This window comes from Agromyces sp. NPDC056965, assembly GCF_042673425.1.
Taxonomy (GTDB): Bacteria; Actinomycetota; Actinomycetes; order Actinomycetales; family Microbacteriaceae; genus Agromyces.
Genome location: NZ_JBHURI010000011.1, coordinates 36,903 through 58,523, shown reverse-complemented (window position 1 = coordinate 58,523; position 21,621 = coordinate 36,903). Strand labels below are relative to the sequence as shown.

The following is a 21,621-nucleotide window of genomic DNA, read 5'->3' as shown; positions in this document are numbered from 1 at the left end:
CGAGAGGGTGGAGATCCACCTGAAGGAGCGACATGTCCACGAATACCGCGAGCACCAGTGCCATCTCGCTCTCGCCCGCCGACGCGGCACCGGGCGCGGATGCCCCGGCCCCCCGCAGGGCCGCATGGGCCGGCGTCGTCTCGCTCGGCCTCGGCATCTTCACGCTCGTGGCGAGCGAGTTCCTGCCGGCGAGCCTGCTCTCGCCGATCGCGGCCGACCTCGGCATCACCGAGGGTGTCGCCGGACAGCTCGTGACCGCCACGAGCATCATCGGCATCGTCGGCGGCCCGCTGGTCGTGTCGGCACTGCCGCGGGTCGATCGCCGCACGGTCATGGTGGGCCTCACCACGCTCGCCGTCGTCTCGAACGTGCTCGTCGCGATCGCTCCGGTGTTCGGGCTCATGATGGCCTCGCGACTGCTGCTGGGCCTCGCGATCTCGGGATTCTGGGCCATGTCCCTCGCCGTGACCTCGCAGCTCGTGCCGGCCGATCGGCTGGGCCGCGCGATGACGATCGTCAACACCGGGCTGTCGCTCGCGACGATCGCCGCGGTGCCCGCGGGCGCCGTCCTCGGCGACCTCCTCGGCTGGCGCACGGTGTTCCTCGGCGCCGCAGCGGTGGGCGTCATCGCCCTCACGGTGCAGATGGTGACGCTGCCGTCGGTGCCGCCGACCGGGGCGCCCGGCTTCGGCACCCTCGTGCGGACGGCCGCTCGGCCCGTCGTCGCGCTCGGGATCCTCTCGGTCGTGCTCATCGCCGGGGGCCACTTCGCCGGCTTCACCTACCTGCGCCCCGCCTTCGAGTCGATCGGCGCGGTCACGCCGGCGACGCTCGCACTGCTCCTGGCCGTCTTCGGGCTCGCCTCGTTCGCCGGCAACCTGGCGGCCGGCCCGCTGGCGGATCGGCGCCTGGGCGTGCTGCTCGTCGCGGCGCCGACCGCGATCGGCGCCTCGATGGTGCTGTACGCGCTGTGGGGCGCGAACCCGGTCGTCGCGGTCATCGTGGTGAGCGTGTGGGGTGCCGGATTCGGTGCGGTTCCGACGATGATCCAGACCTGGATGGCGCGCGTCGCCCCCGATCGGCTCGAAAGCGCGGGCGGACTCATCGTGGCCGCCTTCCAGACCGCGATCACCATCGGAGCGGCCGTCGGTGGCCTGCTCGTGGATTCCGTCGGCGTGCAGGTCGCCTTCCTCGGCGGCGGGATCTCCGCCGTGCTCGGCGGCATGGTGCTCGCAACGGCGCGGCGCCGGTAAGGGAGCCAGCGGATGCCGCAGCGACCGCGGCGTGTCCACGCCACGGGCGGCTGCTAGCTTCGCAAGACAGGCCGCGGCGGTCGGCCGCGACCGTGAACCGGAGGAGAACGCCTGTGCGATCCGACGCAGTGGCAAGAGCGGCATCCGATGCGGTCTCCGAGCCGTCGAAGGTGCTCGTGTACGGGGCCTACGGGCACACGGGCCGATTCGTCGTCACCGAGCTGCTCCGGCGCGGACTCGTCCCCGTGCTCTCAGGCAGGAGCGGTGCAGCCCTCGAGGTGATGGCCGCGGAGCTCGGGTTGGATGCTCGCCCGGCTGAGGTCACCGACGCCGAGGCGATCGACGAGGCCTTGCGTGATGTCGCGGCCGTCGTCAACTGCGCGGGCCCGTTCGCGCACACGACGGGGCCGTTGCTGGATGCCGCGCACCGCCGGCGGGTTCCCTACGTCGATGTCGCCGCCGAGATCGAGGCGAACGAGGACACCTTCACGCGCAGCCGTGTCCTCGCCGGCGCCGAGGACGAGGGCGTGATCGTCGTGCCGGCGATGGCGTTCTTCGGCGGCCTGGGAGACTTGCTCGCGACCGCCGCGATGGCTGACTGGGCGGACGCGGACGAGGTGCACGTCGCGTACGGGCTGAGCAGCTGGCATCCCACTCCCGGGACTCGCGCGGCCGGGACGGTCTCGCGAGAACGACGCGATGGTCGACACGTCACCTTCCGCGACGGCAGCCTGCAGTACGGGGAGGACGAGTCCCGGCAGACGACATGGCCCTTTCCCGAGCCGCTCGGCGTCAGACAGGTTCGAAGCCACTTCTCGATGGCCGACATCGTCACCATCCCCAAGCACCTGCGGGTTCGCGGGGTCGACTGCTACATGACGGTCGAAGCGGTCGCAGAACTCTCATCGACGGCCACGCCCGCACCGGTTCCCGTCGATGAGAACGGCCGATCCGAGCAGACCTTCGTCGTCGATGTCGTGGTACGCCGGGGTGCGGAGCAGCGACGCGCATCCGCCTCCGGGCAGGACATCTACGCGATCACGGGTCCGCTCGCAGCCGAAGCCGTCGACCGCATCCTCTCCGGGCGGACGCGGACGACGGGGGTCGCGCCGGCCGGCGCGATGTTCGATCCGGCGAGCTTCCTCGACGCACTGCACGAGGAGCTGAGCTGGTCGATCGCGTCGTCCGCGTCGGCCGAGCCGGCCGAGCTGTCGTGACCGGTGTCGTCGGAGTCGGAGTCGGAGTCGGAGCCGGGGTAGGGGTCAGGCGACGGGCCGGAGGGCGGCCCGCCGCCACCGGCTCGGTGCGACACCGCTGTGGCGGCGGAACGCTCGGCTGAACCCGTCTTCGCTGTCGTAGCCGAGGCGATAGGCGATGCCCGCGACCGGTTCGCCGTTGCGGAGCATCCGCTCGGCCTGCGCCATCCGGACCCGGGTCACATACCGGGCCGGGGTGTCGCCGACCGTCTCGCGGAACTGCTCGGAGAACTGCGAGCGGGACGCGCGCGCGACGCGGGCGAGGGCGGCGACCGTCCACCGCGACCCGGGGCTCTCGTGGATCGCGGCGAGGGCGTCGCCGACGTTCGGATCCTGCGCCGCGGCCAGCCAGGCGCGCGCCGTGCCGCAGCCGTGTTCGAGCCAGAAGCGCACCGCCGCGGAGATGACCACGTCGGTGAGCCCGGCCAGCACGGTGCCCGAGCCCGGACGGGCGTCGGATGCCTCGCGGTGCATCGTATCGAGCAGGCTCGAGAACCCGGGCTCAGTCCGACCGAACCCACGAGCGGCCAGCACGGGTGGCATCGCCCGGGTCATGGTCGGGTGGGGAACCACCAGCTCGATCGTCGCGCTGAGCAGGCGAGCGTCGGCGGAGGCGGTCAATCGCGTCGGTCCACCCTGAGGCAGGAGCGCGATGTCCCCGCGGTCGAGGTCGACCACCTCGTCTCCCCGCTCGAGTTCGACGGTGCCGGAGAGGACGACGTGGAGCCGGGTCGTCTCGTGTCGGTCGCGTCGGGTCGCGCCCGCGGCGAGATCGTGTCGGGTGGTCTCGATCACCGACCACCTGAGGTGCTCGAGGAACCGCCCGATCGTGGCGTCGTCGTCGACCCGGACCATGGCCCGTGGCGACGACGTGATCATGCGCATGTGAGGTGCAATCGCCTCGAGGCGCCGATCATTCCCCGATGACGGCGTGCACGTCAGCCCGCGAGCAGCAACGGCTCGGAGACCAAGCGCTCCCGAGCCTGACGGCGGGCGCCGGCGACGGCCGCCTCACCGCCCTGCTGCGAGGCCATGATCGTGGGGATCGACTCGAGGGCGCCGCCGCCGATGGTCGGCCGGTTGTCGCGGAACGAGGTCTCGATGTCGCCGACCAGTGCCGCCCAGTAGCCGCCGACGACGATGTACGCGGGGTCGAGGGTCGGTGCGACGAGCTGCAGCGACCGACCGATCCAGAGCGCCGCGTCGAGCCATGACCAACGGGCGCGGTCATCGGCGGCGTCGACCAGCACGACGAGCTCGTCGAGTGCGGCGAGACGGCCGTGGGCGGCCGCGAACTCGGTGAGGCCCGCCCGCTCGAGCACGATCTCGGGGGAGGCGACGGTGGCGAGGCATCCGCGCTGCCCGCACGTGCAGCGCACGCCGCCCGGCACGATCGGCAGGTGCGCGAACGTCGCCGCGAGGCCGTGGGCGCCGCGCATCGGCCGACCGCCGATGACGGCGGAGGCGACGATTCCGGTGTCGCCGGCGATGTAGAACAGGTCGCGGGAGGCGGCTCCGGCAAGTTCGACGGATGCCGAGGCCACCGCAGCGGGCACGAGCGTGATCGGCATGGGCAGTGCGGCCTCGACCTCGGCCAGGCCGGGCGTGCGGGCGCGCAGTTCGCCGAGCACGTCGACCGGTTCGATGCCGAGCCGTTCGTCGGTGAGCACGATCGAGGGGGTTCCGGCGACGGCGCCGTCGACGAGCACGGTGACGTCGGCGATCGCCCGCTCCGCCCGTTCGGCGCGGGCGACGGCGCGGCCCAGGACGACGGAGAGGAGTTCGAGCGGGCTCGGAGCGACGTCGGTCTCGCCGTCGGGTGCGGCCTCCTGGCGGAGCGGTGCGGTGAAGCGGGCCAGCTCGACGCCGCCGAGCGTGGCGAGCGTCGCGACCGCGTCGTCGGGTCCGAGGTGGGCGGTGACGAGCACGTGGTCGGCTGCGGCGAGCGTCAGCGGTGCGGTGCGGTGATCGCCCGAGGCATCCGCTGCTTCAGGTCGCAGCACCCCGGCGTCGAGCAGTCGCGAGGTGAGCCCGGCGATGGCGCCGCGACCGAGGCCCGTCGCGGCGGCGAGCTCGCTGCGGGTCGCCGGACCGTGGTCGACCAGGTGGTCGACGAGCCGCGCCGATTGCTCGCGGTGCACCTCGTCGAGCGGGCCGGTCGTGGTGGGAACTGAGGTCTCGCCGGCCGTAGTCATGTGAGAAGCATGCGTGCAACGGGGCCTCCGGGTCACGTACCCCATTCGGGGTACACGACCCGAAGGCCCCGTTCCGGTCCTCGACTCAGATGTCGAGAATCGGACGCACGCTCGCGTAGCCGTCGGTCACGACGGTCGACGGGGTGTCGTAGACCCGCGTCTCGCGCGTGGACTCGGTGTATCGCGGCCAGCCCGGTTCGCCCGTCGTGATGAAGGAGACGGCGCCGCCGTGCACCTCGTCGGCGAGCCGCTGCGGCGGGTTCGGGCCGGCGAGCGGTTCGATCGCGATCGAATCGAGGCAGTCGAAGAAGAACGGTACGTCGAGGCAGTGCTCGGCGAAGCCGAACGTGCCCGACGGCCACGAGAACCGGTACACCCAGGTCGGTGCATCCCCGCGCTGGGCGACGGTCTTCAGCAGCGCGGTGCGGAACATGCGGTCGGTCAGGAACCGGCCGCCGATGCGTGCCGTGCCCTTGGCCGCGACATCGGCGTTCGCCGTGAGGTACGCCTTCATCGTCGCCTTCGGCATGCCGAGCTTCTTCAGGATGACGGACTTCGGGATCCACCGCATCTTCTTCTCGGCGTCGGCGAAGATCATCGAGAACTCGTCGTCGGTCGCGCCGAGCACGAGCGGCTTGTCGGCGCCGACGCCGGCGGCGAACGACTCGTTCGTCGGGCGCAGCAGGAGTTCGCCGTCGATGGTCGGGCCGAGGCCGAGCCCCTCGTCGATGAAGCTCGTGAACGAAGCGGGCGTCATCTCGGTCGCCTTCTTCTGCGCCTCGAGGATCACGTCCTCGCCCAGCGAGCCGAACCCGGCGCGAGTGGGCGCGACGCCGAGCGTCGCGGCCAGCTCCCGACCGAACTTCTCGGCGCGTTCGGGCGTGACATCGGCGGTCGCGCCCGAGATGGAGTAGACCGCGTGGAAGAGGTGCTGCGCCGCCTCCATGCCGAGCAGGGTCTGCACGGCGCCGCCGCCGGCGGACTGGCCGGCGATGGTGACGCGCGAGGGGTCGCCGCCGAACCGGGCGATGTTCTCCTGCACCCACTCGAGCGCGAGCAACCAGTCGCGGATGCCGCGGTTCGACGGTGCGTCCGCGATCCAGCCGAAGCCGTCGAAGCCGAGGCGGTACGAGAGCGTCACGGTCACGACGCCGTCGCGGTTGAAGCGCCCGCCGTCGTACCAGAGGCTCGCGGGGGAGCCGGCGAAGTAGCCTCCGCCGTGGATCCAGACCAGCACCGGCAGCCCGCCCCCGGCGTCCGCCGTCTCGGGCGACGGCGTGAACACGTTGACGTTCAGCGTCGACTCGCCGGGCACGCTCGGCTCGGGGATGAGCGTCACGCCGGGGTCGCCGCGCTGCGCGGTCGCGCCGAACTCGAGTGCGTCGCGCACGCCCTCCCACGGCGCCTTCGGCACCGGGGCGGCGAACCGGAGTTCGCCGACGGGCGCCTCGGCGAAGGGGATGCCGAGGAACGCAGCGGATGCCTCGGCCGTGCCGGGCTCGCCGCGCCACGCGCCGCGGACGCTGCCGGCGCGGGTGGCGACCTCGACGAGGGTGTCGGTACCGGTCTGGGTCATGCTGTTCTCCTAACGAACGCTCTTGATGGGGATGAGGGCGACGCCGGCCAGGATGACGCAGATCATCCCGAAGACGAACAGGGCGGGATAGCCGCCGAGCGACCCGATGAGGATACCGGCGACGGCGGGGCTCATGGCCTGCGGGATGTTGGTCGCGACGTTGAGGATGCCGAGGTCCTTGCCCGCGGCGCTTCCCCCTCCGGGCAGCACCTCGGTCATGAGGGCCGTGTCGCAGGCCATGTAGAGACCGAAGCCGAAGCCGTTGATGAGGCCCATGATGAGCATGCCCGTGACGTTCGGCATGATGAGCGGGAACGCCAGGCCGACGACCATGATCCCGGATGCCGCGTAGATGAAGACCTTGCGACGGCCGAGCCTGTCGCTCAGCCAACCGCTGAACGCGATCGCGATGAGGGTCGTGACAGCGCCGGCGATGCTCAGCAGGACCGTCGTGTCGACGGCTTCCTTCTCGGTGAGCCCGATGTAGTCGGTCAGCAGGTAGAGCTGGAAGGCGAAGATGACGAAGTAGCCGAGGATGAACAGGAACCGGGCCGCGAACGCCCACGCGAAGTCGGGGTGCTTGCGCGGGTTGATCCAGAATCCGGAGAAGAACGCCTTCCAGCTCCACGGCGCCACGACGGCGTCCTTCGACGAGAAGTCGCGGTTGAAGAGCACGAAGAGCAGCGCCACGACGAGCACGGTGATGCCGAAGACGGTGTAGCCGACGCCGACGCTGTCGGCGAACGTGCCGGCGAGGATCACGCCGGCGACGCCGCCGAGCATCGTGCCGATTCCCATCATCGAGGACGCGATGCCGCGGCGGTCGCGGGGGAAGCGATCGGGGACGATCGCCGTGAGCGGCCCCTGCAGTGCGTTGAGCGAGAACTGGATGACGACCCAGAAGATGCAGATCCAGGCGATCGAGGTGAGGCTGCCGAGTCCGGTGAGGAAGATCGCGCCGATCGCGGCGCCGATGATCATCCAGGGGGCGCGCCGACCGAGCTTCGATCGGGTGCGGTCGCTGAACGCCCCCACGAGGGGCTGGGCGAACAGCACGAACACGAAGGACACGGTCGAGACGATCGCGAGGTTGGCGACCTTCGCGTCGGGGTCGATGCGGCCGACCTGCAGCGGGAGCAGGATCGAGATGAGACCCGAGTAGGTCGCGAACAGCACGAGCGACGTGATCGCGATCGAGGGGAGCAGACGACGGGTCGCCGGCGGGCTCTGCGGTGGCTCGCCCGGTACGGGGCCGGTGGCGGAGATCGCGCCGGTGGGTGCGACGAGGATGGCGGGGTCGCCTGCGGCGGGGGGCTGGGTAGACAAGACGGGGCTCCTCTTCATCGAGAACTGCCGGAATGTGGCACTCACTCGCGCGAAAACCGAATGGCGCTCGGCAATGAGTATGCGCCGTTTCGTCGAAGAATTCAACCGTTGAACTCAGTGACCGCCGCGATGGCCGCTGCTGCCGTGCTCGTCCCGGGCCCCGGCGAACATCGCGGTGTCAGAGGCCCAGGCGCTCCGGATCGGCGATGAGGCGGTCGCGAGCCGCCCGGACCGCGCCGAGCAGGGCGGCGTCGTCGCCGAGGCGACCCGCCACGAGCGGGGGGATCGCCATGCCCCCGACGGACGCGGGGATGTTCGGGCGGTTCGCCCGGTACACGACCTCGATCGACGCGGCGTGGCTCGCCCAGAAGCCGCCGATGACGATGAGCTCGGGGTCCGTCGCGAGCGAGAGGATCTGCAGCGTGCGTGCGATCCACGGCAGCGCCTCGCGCCAGGCGCCCGCGGCGAGGGGCTCGCCGGCAGTGATGCGGGCGGAGAGCTCGTCGAGCGCCGCCGAGAGCCCGCGCTCGGCGACGAGGTCGCCGAGGCCGGCGAGGGCGAGCAGGCGGTCGGGGCCCGCGACCGTGACGAGGCATCCGTGCTGTCCGCATTCGCACAGCACTCCGTCGGGCACGACGGGCAGGTGCCCGAGCGAGCCGCCGACGCCGTGCGCGCCCTCGAGCGCGAGGCCGTTCGAGACGATGGCGCCGCCGATGCCCGAGTTGCTCTTCAGGTACAGCAGTGCGTCGGTGCCGGGAACCAGGGCGCGTTCGGCGAGTGCGGCGAGCCAGCCGTCGGAGACGAGGCTCATGGGCACTTCAGCGCCGAGCTGGGGCAGGCGCGCCCGGAGCTCGCCGAGGACGTCGACCACGCCCCAGCCGAGGTCGGTGTCGGCGAGCACGACCGGCGGCTCGCCGCCCACCGGTGCGAACATCACGATGGGCAGCTCGGTGACCCGTCGCCCGACGGCCCGCGCGTGCTCGAGGGCCTCGGCGACGACCAGGGCGAGCACGTCGAGCACGCGCTCGGGGTCGCCCATCGGGCGCCCGTGCTGCTCGACGATGCGGAACAGCTCCTCGCCCGCGACGCTCGTCACGAGCGCGGTCGCCGCGTCGGCGTCGAGCTGCGCGACGACGATGGCGACGGCGGCCGCGTCGAGTTCGAGGCGCGTGACCGGGCGGCCCGCCGCGCCGGGTTCCGGTGCCTGCTCGCGCAGCACGCCGGCTCCGGTGAGTGCGGCGACGAGCGCGGTCACCGCGCCCCGGGTGAGCCCGGTCGCCTCGGCGATCTCGCTGCGAGCGCTCGGCCCGGAACCCACGATGTGCTCGAGCACGAGGCTGAGGTTGTGCCGGCGTACGTCGCCGGAGACGAGCGAGCGGGGCAGGCGCGGCATCCGCTCAGGCCTTGCGCGTCACGAGCTGCCAGAGGTAGGCGACGTGCTCGGCCATGTCGATCGAGGGGTCGAGCATCCACTGGGTCTGCAGGCCGTCGGCGGCGGCGAGGAACAGGTTCCCCACGCGCTCGATGTCGATGTCGGCGGCGATGCGGCCCGCGGCCTGCTCGTCGCGCAGCATGCCGCCGAAGAGTGCCCGGAACTGCACATACCGCTCGACGAAGAACTCGTGGGCCGGGTGCTCGGGGTCGCCGGCCTCGGTCGAGAGCTGGGCGTAGAGCTGTACGAGTCCGGGCACCTCGCTGTTGTGCCGGATCACGCCGAAGAAGGCCTCGATCGGCTGCGCGATCTCGACGTCGAACGCGGCCGAGTCGACCTCGTCGCGCTTGCGGAGGATCTCCTGGAAGAGCTCCTCCTTCGACGAGAAGTAGTGCAGCAGTCCGGCCTGGCTGAGACCGACGGCGTCGGCGAGCTCGCGCACGCTCGTGCGGCGGTAGCCGTTGCGAGCGATCACGTCGAGCGCGGTCGTGAGGATCTCCTCGCGTTTCGCGACGCCCTTCGCGTACGAACCTCTTCGTGCCATATCTGCATGGTAGTCGCTTGCAGATGAAAACCGAGCGATGTATGGTTTTGCCACTCGCCTCGACGACGAGGCCCCGAAAGGATTCCCCCGAGATGACAATGGCGTCGAACCAGCACCCCCCGACCGAGATCCGCGCCGAAGAGCCCGAAGAGGCGCTCGCCTTCTTCGAGGAGGCCGCAGGCAACGAGGATCCGCCCACGCCGATCAAGGGCGTCCGCCGGCTCCTCGGCTGGATCATCCCCGCGAACCTCGGCATCTTCCTCATCTGGGGAGCCGTGCCGGGCATCCTGCTGCCCGCCCAGGTCGCCGCGCAGTTCGGCGAGGCCGACAAGATCGGCAACCTCGCGATCGTCATGACGATCGGCGCGTTCTTCTCGATGATCGCCCAGCCGATCGCCGGCCAGATCTCCGACCGCACGCGTTCGCGGTTCGGCCGTCGAGCACCGTGGATCTTCATGGGCTCGCTCGCAGGAGGCCTCGCCCTCGTCGGCCTCGCCTTCGCGAACAGCCTCGTCGGCGTCGTCATCGCCTGGACGCTCGTGCAGATCACGTACAACTTCGCGCAGGGCCCGCTCAGCGCCGTCATGCCCGATCGCGTACCCGTCAAGCGCCGTGGCACCTTCGCCACGCTCTCGGGCATCGGCCTCATGGTCGGCGCGCTCGGCGGCCAGATCGTCGGTTCGATCTTCTACGGCAGCATCGCCGCCGGGTACGTGACGTTCGCCGCGTTCTCGCTCGTCATGCTCACGCTGTTCATCGTCTTCAACCCCGACTACTCCTCGAAGGACCTCGAGCCCGAGCCGTTCAAGTTCGGCGACTTCCTGCGCACGTTCTGGGTCAGCCCGATCAAGCACCCCGACTTCTTCTGGGCGTTCACCGGCAGGCTCCTCCTCTACACGGGCTACTTCGCCGTCACCGGGTACCAGCTCTACCTCCTCACCGACTACTTCGGTGTCGCGCGGCCGCAGGACGTCATCCCCATGCTCGGGCTCATCAGCCTCGCCGGCATCCTGATCGCGACGATCATCTCCGGGCCGCTCTCCGACAAGCTCGGTCGCCGCAAGATCTTCGTCTTCGTGTCGTCCGCAGTGACCGGATTGGCATTCCTCCTGCCGTGGGTCTGGCCCGACCTCACCGCCTGGATGATCATGACCTTCATCGCCGGTCTCGGCTTCGGCATGTTCCAGGCCGTCGACACCGCACTCATGAGCGAGGTGCTGCCGTCGGCGAAGTCCTTCGCGAAGGACCTCGGCGTCGTGAACATCGCGGCGACCCTGCCGCAGACCCTCGCACCCGGCGTCGCCGGCGCGATCGTCATCGCATTCGGGTTCGAGGGCCTCTTCCCCGTCGCGATCGTGCTCTCGATCCTCGGCGCGTTCGCCGTCTGGCCGATCAAGGCGGTGAAGTGATGTCGGATGCCGCCGCCGCTTCGACCTCGATCGACGCGACCGCTCCCGTGGCGGGCGGGCCGGGGGCATCCGCTGCCCGCAGGCCCCGCTGGCTGCTCGTGACCGGCCTCATCGGCATGGCGCTGTTCGTGATCTTCGGGTTCGCGGTGGCCGCGAACCCCGCGAGCCCGTTCACCCAGGCCGTCGACGACGCCTGGCGCTCCCTCGTCGGGCTCGCGCCCGGCACGGGCGGCGAAGCCTGGGCGCTGCCGATGCTCTTCCAGCACCTCGGCCAGATCCCCGGCGCGGTGCTGACGCTGCTGCTCATCCCGATCTGGCTGTTCGTGATCCGCCGCTGGCGCTCGGCGCTGTTCTTCCTCGCCGCCGAGATCGTCGGCAACTTCGGCGTCTCGCAGCTCACGAAGAACCTCGTCGACCGGCCGCGTCCGGCCGACGACCTCGCGAACGGGCTCTTCGGGCCGCTGTTCGAGGTCGACCACGGCTCGTTCCCCTCGGGGCACGCCGTCAGCACCGGCATCCTGCTCGTCGCGGTCGCGGCCCTGTTCCCGCCCGCGAAGCGACTCGTCTGGTGGATCATCGGCGCGCTGCTCGTGGTCGGCATGATCTGGCAGCGCACCCTCATCAACGCGCACTGGCTCTCGGACGCGCTGTTCGGGATCATCGGCGGGGCCTCCGCGACCCTCATCCTCTGGTGGGCGTTCGCGAACCTGCTGCAGCAGGACTACGGAAAGCCACTCTTCCGGCGGAGTACCGACGCACCGGCAATCGAAGGAGCATCATGACGGACATCCTGAACACCACCGGCATCGGCCTCGAAGCGCCCGCCGCCGACATCGTGGCGGAGCTCACGCTCGACGAGAAGGCGGCGCTCACGAGCGGCGCGAGCTTCTGGACGACGCAGGGCATCGAGCGCGCGGGCATCCCGTCGATCGTGCTCACCGACGGCCCGCACGGCGTGCGCCTGCAGAAGGGCAGCGCCGACCACCTCGGCATCGGCGACAGCGTGCCGGCCACGTGCTTCCCGCCGGCCGTGGCGCTCGGCTCGACCTTCGACCCCGAGCTGCTCGAGCGCGTCGGCACCGCCCTCGGCGAGGAGGCCCGCGCCGAAGGCGTCGGCGTGCTGCTCGGCCCGGGCGTCAACATCAAGCGATCGCCGCTCTGCGGCCGCAACTTCGAATACCTCTCCGAGGACCCGATCGTCTCGGGCGTGCTCGGCGCAGCCCTCGTGAACGGCCTGCAGTCGCAGGGCGTCGGCGGTTCGCTGAAGCACTTCGCAGCGAACAACCAGGAGCACGAGCGCATGTCGTCGTCGAGCGACGTCGACCCGCGACCGCTGCGCGAGATCTACTTGCGCGGCTTCCAGCGCGTCGTCGAAGACGCCCAGCCGTGGACCGTCATGTGCTCGTACAACCGACTGAACGGCGTGTACACGAGCGAGGACCCGTGGCTGCTGAACACCGTGCTGCGCGACGACTGGGGCTTCGAGGGCCTCGTCGTCAGCGACTGGGGAGCCGTCAACGACCGCGTCGTGGGCCTGCCCGCAGGACTCGACCTCGAGATGCCGTCGTCCGACGGCCGCTCGGCCGCGAAGCTCGTCGCCGCCGTCGCCGACGGCTCGCTCGACGAGTCGGCGCTCGACCTCGGCGCACGTCGCGTCGTGGAGCTCGTGCAGAAGGCCGTGGCCGGCGCATCGGGCGCCGGATACGACGTCGACGCGCACCACGCCCTCGCCCGCGAGGCCGCGGGTCGCGGCGCGGTGCTCCTGAAGAACGACGACGCGATCCTGCCGCTCGACGGCGGGGCCTCCGTCGCCGTGATCGGCGCGTTCGCCGAGAAGCCGCGCTACCAGGGCGCCGGTTCCTCGCTCATCAACCCGACGCGGCTCGACAACGCACTCGACGGCATCGTCTCGTATGCGGGCCGGGAGAACGTGGCGTTCGCCGCCGGCTTCACGACCGACGGTTCCGACGGCGGCGACCTCGTCGGCCCCGCAGCCGAGCTCGCCGCGTCGAAGGACGTCGTGGTGCTCTTCCTCGGCCTGCCGGGCTCGTACGAGTCCGAGGGCTTCGACCGCGAGGACCTGCACCTCCCGGCCGAGCAGCTCGCGCTGCTCGAGGCCGTCGTCGCGGCGAACCCGCGCACCGTCGTCGTGCTCGCCAACGGCGGCGTCGTCGAACTGCCGTTCGCCGATGACGTTCCCGCGGTCCTCGAGGGCTGGCTCGGCGGGCAGGCGGGCGGATCGGCCATCGCCGACGTGCTCTACGGCGCCGTCAACCCGTCGGGTCGCCTCGCGGAGACCATCCCCGTGAAGCTCGCGGACACCCCCGCGTACCTGAACTTCCCGGGCGACTTCGGCCACGTGCGCTACGGCGAGGGCCTCTTCGTGGGCTACCGCTGGTACGACGCCCGCGACGCCGAGGTGCGCTATCCGTTCGGACACGGCCTGTCGTACACGACGTTCGAGTACTCCGAGCTGTCGGTGGCAACGGATGGGTCGGGGCTCGCCGTGCGCCTCACGGTGACGAACACCGGCGACCGTGCCGGCCGCGAGGTCGTGCAGGTCTACACGGGCCTCGCCGCCTCGGGCGTGCAGCGCGCGCCACGCGAGATCAAGGCGTTCGCGAACGTCGCCCTCGACGCCGGGGAGTCGCGTGAGGTCGAGATCGCGGTGCGCGGCGAGGACCTCGCGTACTGGGACATCCGCGTCGACCGCTGGGTCGTCGAGCCCGGCGCGTACAGCGTCGAGGTGGGAGCGTCGAGCCGCGACATCCGCCTGGACGCCGTCGTCGAGGTCGAGGGCGAGGCCGTGCGCCTGCCGCTCTCGCTCGAGTCGTCGATCGCCGAGCTCGCTGCGGACCCGATCGCGGGCCCGATCGTGATGCAGGCGATGGGTTCGTTCGCGTCGGGCATGGCCGACACCGACATCTTCGACGAGGGCGGCCTCGACAAGATGATGGCGTCGTTCCCCATCGGCAAGCTCGCGGGCTTCCCGGGCGTGCCCGTGACGCCCGAGCAGATCCAGCAGCTGATCGACCTGTCGAACTCGCAGCGCGCATAGTCGACCGCATCGACCACGAACGGCCGTCCCCTCGGGGCGGCCGTTCGTCGTGTCAGGCGGGCGGCGCGATGGGCGATCGCTCAGGGTCGGCGGCGAGGATGGGCCGATGACCGTGATCGCGCCCCCCGAACCCGCCGCCGGCTCCCCGCGGCCGAGACCCGCGCGGCGTCGCCGGGTCGGGCTCGCTCGGGCCACCGCGATGCTCGGCGCGGCGCTCGCGCTCGTGCTGGTGTTCCACACGATGGTGCCGGATGTCGCGGGCCTCGGCCTCGTCGTCGACACGGCCCTGCCGTGGTTCGGGCTCGCGGTGCCGCTGCTGCTCGTCGGCGCGTTCGTCGCGAGGAGCCGGGCGGCGATCGCCGCCGCCGTGCTCGCGGCGCTCGTCTGGTGCATCATGTTCGTGCCGTCGGTCGTTCCGCTGTCGTGGACGGCGGCGCAGGCATCGGACTCGCAGCTCACCGTGGCGAGCCAGAACGTCGAGGCGGGTTCGGGCACGGCTGCGGACTCCGCTTCGACGCTGGCCGCCACCGGAGCTGAAGTGGTCGCGCTGCAGGAGATGGACGCCGAGTCCCGCGAGGCGGCCGGCTCGGTGCTCGACGAGGTCTACCCGCACCGCTACGGCGTCGGCACGGTCGGCGTCTGGAGCGTCTTCCCGATCGAGAACGCCCAGATGCTCGACCTCGGGCTCGGCTGGAAGCGCGGGCTGGCCGCCGACCTCGAGACGCCGAGCGGGCCCGTGAGCATCTACGTCGTGCACGCGGCATCCGCTCGACCGGCAGCGCACGATGAGCGCGACGCCATGCTCACGAACCTCGCCGACCACCTCGATCGCGACGAGAACGCCCGCGTGGTCGCGATCGGCGACTTCAATGCGGGTTCGTCGGATCGGGCGCTCGGCGACGTCGCCGCGCAGCTCTCGGAGGCGGGCCAGAGCGAGGGCGGATTCGGGTTCACGTGGCCGGCCGCCGCGCCGGTGGTGCGACTCGACCACGTGTTCCAGCGGGGCATGGCGGTGGTGTCGAACACGACCGTGGCTGCCGGGAGCAGCGACCATCTCGCCGTCGTCGCGACGTTGAACCTGCAGTAGCAGGGCGGTGACGGCCTACTCGGTCGGCAGCAGGCCGGCGACGAGCGCGTCGACGACCTCGTCGGTCGAGGTGTCGGGGTCGAGCGGCGTCGTGAGTCGATCGAGCAGCAGGCCGTCGATCGCGTAGTGGAACAGGGCGATCTCGCGTCGGCCGCCGGGCAGGCCCGCTGCCGTGTTGAACGCGACGTCGCCGTCGAATCCCGCGCGCTGCCATGCGCCGAGCACGGCGGCGAGCTCGGGGCGCCGGCTGCTCTCGAGGCGAAGCTCGAAGAGTGCGAGCGTCACCTCGCGTTCGGCGGTGAGTCGTCGCACGATGTCGCGCAGGTAGTCGGCGAAGAGGGCGGGGCTCGGCGTCTCGACGGCTCGCCGTTCGAGGTCGGCCTCGGTGGGGGCGAGGCGCTCGCCGATGCGTTCGACCAGCCCGGCGATGAGCGACTCCCTGCTGCGGAAGTAGTTCGACGTCGTGCCGGTCGGCGCGCCTGCGGCCTCGTCGATCGCCCGATGGGTGAGCCCGCGGGAGCCCTCCCGGGCGAGCACGCCCAAGCCCGCGTCGGCGAGCGATCGTCGTCGTTCATCGTTCTTGGCCATGCTTCATGCTAGCGGAACCACTACAGGTGATGTAGTCTTCCAATCACTACAACCGTTGTGATTGGAGCATCTTGCGAGAACTCGTCTACTACGCCGCCGTCAGCATCGACGGCTACATCGCCGGCCCCGCCGGCGAGTTCGACGCCTTCCCGGTCGAGGGCGATCACATGCATCACCTCAACGCGCGATTCGCCGACGCCGTGCCGACGCACATCGCGGACGCGCTCGGCATCGAACGCGACGGCGCGACCTTCGACACCGTCCTGATGGGCTGGAACACCTATGCGGTGGGCCTGCCGATGGCGCCGAGCCCGTACCGGCACCTGCGGCAGTTCGTGTTCTCGCGAACACGCAGCGAGGCCGACATCCCGGGGGAGCACCCGAGCCTCGCACTCACGGATGAGGACCCGGTCGAGGTCGTGCGCCGACTGAAGGCCGAGCCCGGCGCGTCGATCTGGCTCTGCGGCGGCGGATCGCTCGCCACCGTGCTCGCCGACGAGATCGACCGTCTCGTGCTGAAGCGCAATCCGCTCCTCTTCGGCGACGGCATCCCGCTTTTCGCACCGGGTGCGTACCGCCCGCAGGCCTTCACGGAGGTCGGCACGACGGCGTTCGACTCGGGAGTCGTGGTGTCGGAGTACGTGCGGAACCGCTGACGGGCGCAACCCGTTGACGGGCGGCACCGACGCGCGTAGACCGGTCGTGACGTGGTTCGCCCGGCTCGCTTCGAGGGCGTGCCGGGCGAACACCGGAGGGAGACGACATGACCGGGGGAATCCGCATGAGAGGCGACCGTCGGCGCCGCGCCGCCATGGCGGTCGCGGCGGCGAAGGCGGCCGAGCGCGAGGCGCAGAAGCTCGCGCGGGCGGTCTCGCCCGCGGCGCGCGCAGATCTCCAGGCGGTGGCCGCCTCGGCGCACGAGGCCATTCGCAAGGCGGGTCGTGACGTCGAGCGACGACCCCGTCGAGCGCGGCGGCGCGCGAGACGTGCCGAGGCCCGCCTCGAGCGCGCAGCGCTCGCGATCCCGACCGGGACGCGCAGAGGTGCCGGCGGCGGGCGTGCGGGAACACCCCCGGCGGACGCCGCGAAGGCGCGTGCCAAGTTGATCAAGCGTCGCCGCGCCGAGGCCAAGCAGGCGCAGCAGATGGCGAAGATCGTCGCGGCGCACGTGGCGGTCGCCGCAGCCACGACGCCCACCGATGCCGAGCATCGCGAGAAGGCGGCGAAGCGCAGCACACGGCGGAGTGCGCCGCAGGCGCCGCAGGGGAGTGCACCGCAGGGCGGTGCACCGCCTGCCGCGCCCGGATCTTGAAATCACCTGCGCCCGGGCGGTAGACCTGTCGGGTGCCCTTCGATGACGAACTCGCCGCGTACCGAACCCAGACCGTCTGCAGCGACCCCGGGCGCATGGCCGAGTGGATCGGGGAGCGGCCCGGCGACCTCGCCGAGCTTCGTCGCCTCGTCTCGGGCCTGCTGTTCCACTACCGGGCGAACGGCGACCCGACCCGGCACGGATTCGGCGGCGACCGGTTCGCCGAGATCGACCTCCGCTACGCGGAGGAGCAGTTCGCACGCCTCGCCGAACTGAACACCGGACCGCTCGAGGTGCAGCGCACGCCGACCGAGCGCATCCTCGGCTGCTGCCGAGACTTCACCCTGCTGTTCGTCTCGCTCGCGCGCCGCGCCGGCATCCCCGCCAGGTCGCGGGTGGGCTTCGCGGGCTACTTCGACGACGGCTGGTGGATCGACCACGTCGTCGCAGAGGTCTGGGACGCCGACGCAGAGCGCTGGCGACTCGTCGAACCGCAGCTGCGGGAGGGGTTCGTCGACTCGGCGACGGGTGCACCGCTCGACCTGATCGACGTGCCGCGCGACCGCTTCCTCACGGGCGACGAGGTCTGGCTCGCGGCCCGCACCGGGCGCATCGACCCCGAGCGCTGCGTCGTGGCATCGGAGCTCGAGCTGCCGGCGCTGCGGTCGTGGCCGTACCTCGCGCACAACCTCGTGCTCGACCTCGTCTCCAGGGCGGGGCATGAAGCGCTGCTCTGGGAGACCTGGGGCGTGCTCGACGACTTCATGCACGAGGCTCCGGATGCCGCGATCACCGCCGATCTCGATCGGATCGCCGCCCGGCTCGCCGATCCGGCGACCACGATCGACGAGGTGCGCGCGCTTGCCGCGGACCCGCGCTTCGCGGTGCCGGAGGCCGTCACGAACCACTCGCCCCTCGACGGTTCGACGAGGCGGGTGGTGCTCCGCACCCGCTGACCGCAGCCTGGGCCCTCGTCGACGTGACGGGACCGGATCGCGAGGGAGCGCGCCCTTGTGGGGGCTGCGGCGCGGGGTTACCGTGATTCCGACGACGGGTGCCGGCGCGCCGTCGGGTGCGAGCCGCGCAGCCTCGGGTTGGACGGGCCATGACCACCTCCGCTCCGCTCGATCAGGGTCGAGCAGCGTTCGCCGAACACCGCTGGGGTGCAGCGTTCGAGCTGCTGACGCGCGTCGACGACGAGCGAGGACTCGCCCCGACCGACCTCGAGCGGCTCTCGACGACGACGCTGCTCCTCGGTCGCGACGCCGAGGGCATCGACTGCGCCACGCGAGCGCACGAGGCCTACCTCGAGGTCGACGATGCCGCCGGCGCCGCGCGCATCGCGACCTGGATCGGCATCTACCTCATGGGCAAGGGCGACGACGCCCTCGGCAACGGCTGGCTCGCCCGCGCGCGGCGGATCGCCGACACGACCGAGACGGGTGCCGAATCGTCGGCGGCGCTCCTGCTCGTCGCCGCAGCCCTCGACGACCTCTATGCCGGGGAGCCCGCTCGGGCCGCGCGCACCTTCGTCGAGGCGCTCGCGATCGCCGAACGCGTGCGCGATCGGGATGCGACCGCGCTGGCGCAACTCGGGCAGGGCCAGGCGCAACTGATGCTCGGCGATGCGGCCCACGGGCTCGCGCTCCTCGACGAGGCGATGGTCGCCGTCACCGCGGGCGAGATCTCGCCCGTGGCATCCGGCGTCGTGTACTGCTCGGTCATCAACACCTGCCACCTGGCCTTCGACGTGCGCAGGGCCCAGCAGTGGACGATCGCGCTGGACCGCTGGTGCGGCGACCGGCCGGAGATGGTGATGTTCAGCGGCCAATGCCAGGTGCATCGCGCCGAGCTCTACCGACTGCACGGTGCATGGGGCGACGCCATCACGGCGGCGCGGGTGGCCCAGGACCGGGCGCGACTCGGCGACTGGACCGGGTCGTTCGGCGCCTGGTACCAGGAGGGCGAGGTGCATCGCCTGCGCGGCGAGTTCGACGAGGCCGAGCGCGCGTTCCACCGCGCCGCCGAGGCCGGGTATCCGGCGCAGCCCGGACTGGCATTGCTGCGACTCGCGCAGGGCAGGGCGCGTCTCGCGCGGTCGAGCCTCGAAGACGCGGTGGCCGCGGCGGACCCGGCCACCCGGCGGTCGCTGCTCGCCCCGCTCGTCGAGATCGACCTCGCCGTGGGCGACCACCCGGGGGCGCGGCAGGTCGCCGACGAACTCGCGGCGGCCGCCGCCGACGAGGACGTCCCGATGCTGCGGGCGGTCGCCGCGGGATGCGAAGCGGCCGTGCGCTTCGCAGAGGGTGATGCCCTCGGCGCGCTCCCCGCGCTCCGCGCCGCCTGGGCGTCGTGGCACGAGCTCGACGCGCCGTACGAGGCTGCCCGATGCCGCGTGCTCGCCGCGCAGGCGGCGCACGCGCTCGGCGACGACGCGGCCGCCGCGATGGACCTGGAGGCGGCACGCGAGGTGTTCGCCGCGCTCGGCGCCGTCCCCGATGTGCTGCGCGTGGACGCGCTCGCACGCCGATCGTCACATGCCGGGTCGACGCCGCTGACCGCTCGGGAGGTCGAGGTCGTCCGCCTGGTGGCGGAGGGCAAGACGAATCGCGCCATCGCGGGTCAGCTCTACCTCAGTGAGAAGACGGTCGACCGGCACCTCAGCAACGTGTTCGCGAAGCTCGGCGTCTCGTCGCGCGCCGCTGCCACGGCGTACGCCTACGAGCACACCCTGATCCCGCGGTAGCGACGGGTCGGGCGGGGGTGCTCCATTCAGCAGCCGCGAATGGGTGATTCTCCCGATGCCGCGGGCGGGCGTGCTCCGTACCGTCGGTTCCATGGATCTCGCCGTGTTCGCCGGCGTCGTGTCGACCGGTCTCTTCGCCATGAGCTACCTGCCCATGCTGGTGAAGGCCGCGCGCACGAAGGATCTCGCGTCGTACAGTCTCGGCAACCTCGCGATCACGAACGTGGGCAACGCGGTGCACTCGGCCTACGTGTTCAGCCTGCCGTTCGGACCGATCTGGGTCCTGCACGGCTTCTACCTGGTCGCCTCGGCGCTCATGCTGGTGTGGTTCCTGCGCTACCGCGGAGGCCGGCGCGGCGAACCGGGGCGGCAGCGGGGCTCCCTCGGCCATGCGGCGGAACGGGTGGACGAGGCCGTCGGCCCGCCCCGCCGCATGGTGCCGGGAGCTACTTCGTGACGGTCCGCCGGGCCGCGGGCTTCGCGGCGGCCGCCTTCGTCGTTGAGCCCGTGGCCCGCGGTGCGCGCACCGTCTTGGGCTTGGCCTCGACCGCCTGCTCCGCGGCATCCGTCATGGGCTTCGGCAGCGCCGTGAAGCGCGAGAGCTGCGTGACGTGCTGCGGGCCGAGCTCGTCGAGCGTCGACACCTCGAGCAGCTTCATCGTGCGGGCGATCTGGCCGCCGAGGATTGAGATCGTCTTGTCGACGCCCTCGCGCCCGCCCGCCATGAGTCCGTAGAGGTAGGCGCGACCGATGAGCGTGAAGCGGGCGCCGAGCGCGACGGATGCCACGATGTCGGCGCCCGACATGATGCCGGTGTCGAGGTGCACCTCCATCTCGGAGCCGACCTCGCGCACGACGTGCGGCAGCAGGTGGAAGGGGATCGGCGCGCGGTCGAGCTGGCGGCCGCCGTGGTTGGAGAGCACGATGCCGTCGACGCCCTTGCCCGCGAGGATCTGCGCGTCCTGCACGGTCTGCACGCCCTTGACGACGATCTTGCCGGGCCACATGGCGCGGATCGTCTCGAGGTCGTCGAACGAGATCGTCGGGTCGAACATGCCGTCGATGAGCTCGCCGACGGTGCCGCCGGTCGACGAGAGCGAGGCGAACTCGAGCTTCGGGGTCGTGAGGAAGTTGATCCACCACTCGGGGCGGGGGATCGCGTTGACGACGGTCGCGGGGGTCAGCTGCGGCGGGATCGAGAAGCCGTTGCGGGTGTCGCGGAGGCGAGCGCCGGCGACGGGGGTGTCGACGGTGAAGAAGAGGGTGTCGAAGCCCGCGGCGGCGGCGCGGCGCACGAGCTCGTACGACTTCTCGCGGTCGCGCATCACGTACAGCTGGAACCAGTTGCGGCCGGTGGGGTTCGCCGCCTTCACGTCTTCGATCGACGTCGTGCCCATGGTCGACAGGGTGAACGGGATGCCGGCGGCGCCCGCTGCGCCGGCGCCGGCCGTCTCGCCCTCGGTCTGCATCATGCGCGTGAAGCCCGTGGGGGCGATGCCGAACGGCAGCGCTGTCGGGCCGCCGAGCACCTCGCGGCTCATGTCGACCTCGGGGACGTTCCGGAGGATCGCCGGGTGGAACTCGATGTCCTCGAACGCCTGGCGGGCGCGGGCGAGCGAGATCTCGCCCTCGGCGGCGCCCTCGGTGTAGTCGAACGGCGCCTTCGGGGTGCGACGCTTCGCGATGTCCCGCAGGTCGGCGATCGTGAGCGCCTTGTCGAGGCGGCGCTGCTTCGCGTTCAGCGTCGGCGCCTTGAAGCGCATGAGCTCTGCGAGCTCCTTGGGGTTCGGGAACTGGCGCTGGACCATGGGCGTGCTGCTCTCTTTCGTGACGACGAGG

19 protein-coding genes are annotated in these 21,621 nt (G+C 71.4%); 11 read left to right on the top strand and 8 right to left on the bottom strand.

Features of this window, described 5'->3' with window-relative positions:
- Positions 1 to 32: 32 nt before the first annotated feature.
- Both ACFTQE_RS04595 and ACFTQE_RS04590 read left to right on the top strand, forming a co-directional pair.
- The gene (locus ACFTQE_RS04595) at positions 33 to 1,253 is read left to right on the top strand and encodes an MFS transporter (RefSeq protein WP_376923958.1); all 1,221 of its coding nucleotides are present in this window, start codon (positions 33 to 35) and stop codon (positions 1,251 to 1,253) included.
- A 113-nt stretch (positions 1,254 to 1,366) separates the two neighbouring features.
- Positions 1,367 to 2,470, top strand: a complete 1,104-nt coding sequence (locus ACFTQE_RS04590) for a saccharopine dehydrogenase NADP-binding domain-containing protein (protein ID WP_376923957.1) — start codon at positions 1,367 to 1,369, stop codon at positions 2,468 to 2,470.
- A gap of 45 nt (positions 2,471 to 2,515) precedes the next feature.
- Here the strand turns inward: ACFTQE_RS04590 and ACFTQE_RS04585 are convergent, their stop codons facing one another.
- The 6 genes from ACFTQE_RS04585 to ACFTQE_RS04560 form a co-directional block, all read right to left on the bottom strand.
- Entirely contained in the window at positions 2,516 to 3,364 is an 849-nt protein-coding gene (locus ACFTQE_RS04585; protein WP_376923956.1) for an AraC family transcriptional regulator, read from the bottom strand.
- Between the two features lie 83 nt (positions 3,365 to 3,447).
- Positions 3,448 to 4,704, bottom strand: a complete 1,257-nt coding sequence (locus ACFTQE_RS04580; protein WP_376923955.1) for an ROK family protein — start codon at positions 4,702 to 4,704, stop codon at positions 3,448 to 3,450.
- Between the two features lie 85 nt (positions 4,705 to 4,789).
- Positions 4,790 to 6,280: a carboxylesterase/lipase family protein gene (locus ACFTQE_RS04575; RefSeq protein ID WP_376923954.1), complete on the bottom strand. Its 1,491-nt coding sequence runs from the start codon at positions 6,278 to 6,280 to the stop codon at positions 4,790 to 4,792.
- Positions 6,281 to 6,289: 9 nt separating this feature from the next.
- On the bottom strand, positions 6,290 to 7,606 hold the full coding sequence (locus ACFTQE_RS04570) for an MFS transporter (protein WP_376923953.1): 1,317 nt from the start codon (positions 7,604 to 7,606) through the stop codon (positions 6,290 to 6,292).
- Between the two features lie 178 nt (positions 7,607 to 7,784).
- Entirely contained in the window at positions 7,785 to 8,999 is a 1,215-nt protein-coding gene (locus tag ACFTQE_RS04565) for an ROK family protein (RefSeq protein ID WP_376923952.1), read from the bottom strand.
- Positions 9,000 to 9,003: 4 nt separating this feature from the next.
- Positions 9,004 to 9,582: a TetR/AcrR family transcriptional regulator gene (locus ACFTQE_RS04560; protein ID WP_376923951.1), complete on the bottom strand. Its 579-nt coding sequence runs from the start codon at positions 9,580 to 9,582 to the stop codon at positions 9,004 to 9,006.
- Between the two features lie 92 nt (positions 9,583 to 9,674).
- On the opposite strand from ACFTQE_RS04560, the gene ACFTQE_RS04555 reads away from it, so the two are divergent.
- The 4 genes from ACFTQE_RS04555 (at position 9,675) to ACFTQE_RS04540 (ending at position 15,136) form a co-directional block, all read left to right on the top strand.
- Entirely contained in the window at positions 9,675 to 10,991 is a 1,317-nt protein-coding gene (locus ACFTQE_RS04555; protein WP_376923950.1) for an MFS transporter, read from the top strand.
- Complete coding sequence (locus tag ACFTQE_RS04550) at positions 10,991 to 11,773, top strand: phosphatase PAP2 family protein (RefSeq protein WP_376923949.1); 783 nt, start codon at positions 10,991 to 10,993, stop codon at positions 11,771 to 11,773. The genes ACFTQE_RS04555 and ACFTQE_RS04550 overlap by 1 nt, the downstream gene beginning before the upstream one ends.
- The gene (locus ACFTQE_RS04545) at positions 11,770 to 14,049 is read left to right on the top strand and encodes a glycoside hydrolase family 3 C-terminal domain-containing protein (protein ID WP_376923948.1); all 2,280 of its coding nucleotides are present in this window, start codon (positions 11,770 to 11,772) and stop codon (positions 14,047 to 14,049) included. Before ACFTQE_RS04550 ends, ACFTQE_RS04545 begins: the two co-directional genes overlap by 4 nt.
- A 106-nt stretch (positions 14,050 to 14,155) precedes the next feature.
- On the top strand, positions 14,156 to 15,136 hold the full coding sequence (locus tag ACFTQE_RS04540; RefSeq protein WP_376923947.1) for an endonuclease/exonuclease/phosphatase family protein: 981 nt from the start codon (positions 14,156 to 14,158) through the stop codon (positions 15,134 to 15,136).
- A 15-nt stretch (positions 15,137 to 15,151) separates the two neighbouring features.
- Here ACFTQE_RS04540 and ACFTQE_RS04535 read toward each other — a convergent pair whose 3' ends face one another.
- Positions 15,152 to 15,724: a TetR/AcrR family transcriptional regulator gene (locus ACFTQE_RS04535; RefSeq protein WP_376923946.1), complete on the bottom strand. Its 573-nt coding sequence runs from the start codon at positions 15,722 to 15,724 to the stop codon at positions 15,152 to 15,154.
- 71 nt (positions 15,725 to 15,795) lie between these two features.
- Here ACFTQE_RS04535 and ACFTQE_RS04530 point away from each other — a divergent pair, with 71 nt between their 5' ends.
- The 5 genes from ACFTQE_RS04530 to ACFTQE_RS04510 all read left to right on the top strand — a co-directional run bounded on the left by ACFTQE_RS04530 (position 15,796) and on the right by ACFTQE_RS04510 (position 20,239).
- On the top strand, positions 15,796 to 16,380 hold the full coding sequence (locus ACFTQE_RS04530; RefSeq protein WP_376923945.1) for a dihydrofolate reductase family protein: 585 nt from the start codon (positions 15,796 to 15,798) through the stop codon (positions 16,378 to 16,380).
- A gap of 107 nt (positions 16,381 to 16,487) precedes the next feature.
- On the top strand, positions 16,488 to 17,036 hold the full coding sequence (locus ACFTQE_RS04525) for a hypothetical protein (RefSeq protein ID WP_376923944.1): 549 nt from the start codon (positions 16,488 to 16,490) through the stop codon (positions 17,034 to 17,036).
- 32 nt (positions 17,037 to 17,068) lie between these two features.
- Positions 17,069 to 17,992 (top strand): transglutaminase-like domain-containing protein, encoded by a 924-nt coding sequence (locus ACFTQE_RS04520; protein ID WP_376923943.1) that lies wholly within the window; start codon positions 17,069 to 17,071, stop codon positions 17,990 to 17,992.
- Positions 17,993 to 18,141: 149 nt separating this feature from the next.
- Entirely contained in the window at positions 18,142 to 19,782 is a 1,641-nt protein-coding gene (locus ACFTQE_RS04515; RefSeq protein ID WP_376923942.1) for a LuxR C-terminal-related transcriptional regulator, read from the top strand.
- A gap of 91 nt (positions 19,783 to 19,873) precedes the next feature.
- A complete protein-coding gene (locus ACFTQE_RS04510) occupies positions 19,874 to 20,239 on the top strand; it encodes a hypothetical protein (RefSeq protein ID WP_376923941.1) in 366 nt (121 codons plus the stop codon).
- Here ACFTQE_RS04510 and ACFTQE_RS04505 read toward each other — a convergent pair.
- On the bottom strand, positions 20,229 to 21,590 hold the full coding sequence (locus tag ACFTQE_RS04505) for an alpha-hydroxy-acid oxidizing protein (RefSeq protein ID WP_376923940.1): 1,362 nt from the start codon (positions 21,588 to 21,590) through the stop codon (positions 20,229 to 20,231). The two genes, ACFTQE_RS04510 and ACFTQE_RS04505, sit on opposite strands and share 11 nt — an antisense overlap.
- Between the last annotated feature and the right edge of the window lie 31 nt (positions 21,591 to 21,621).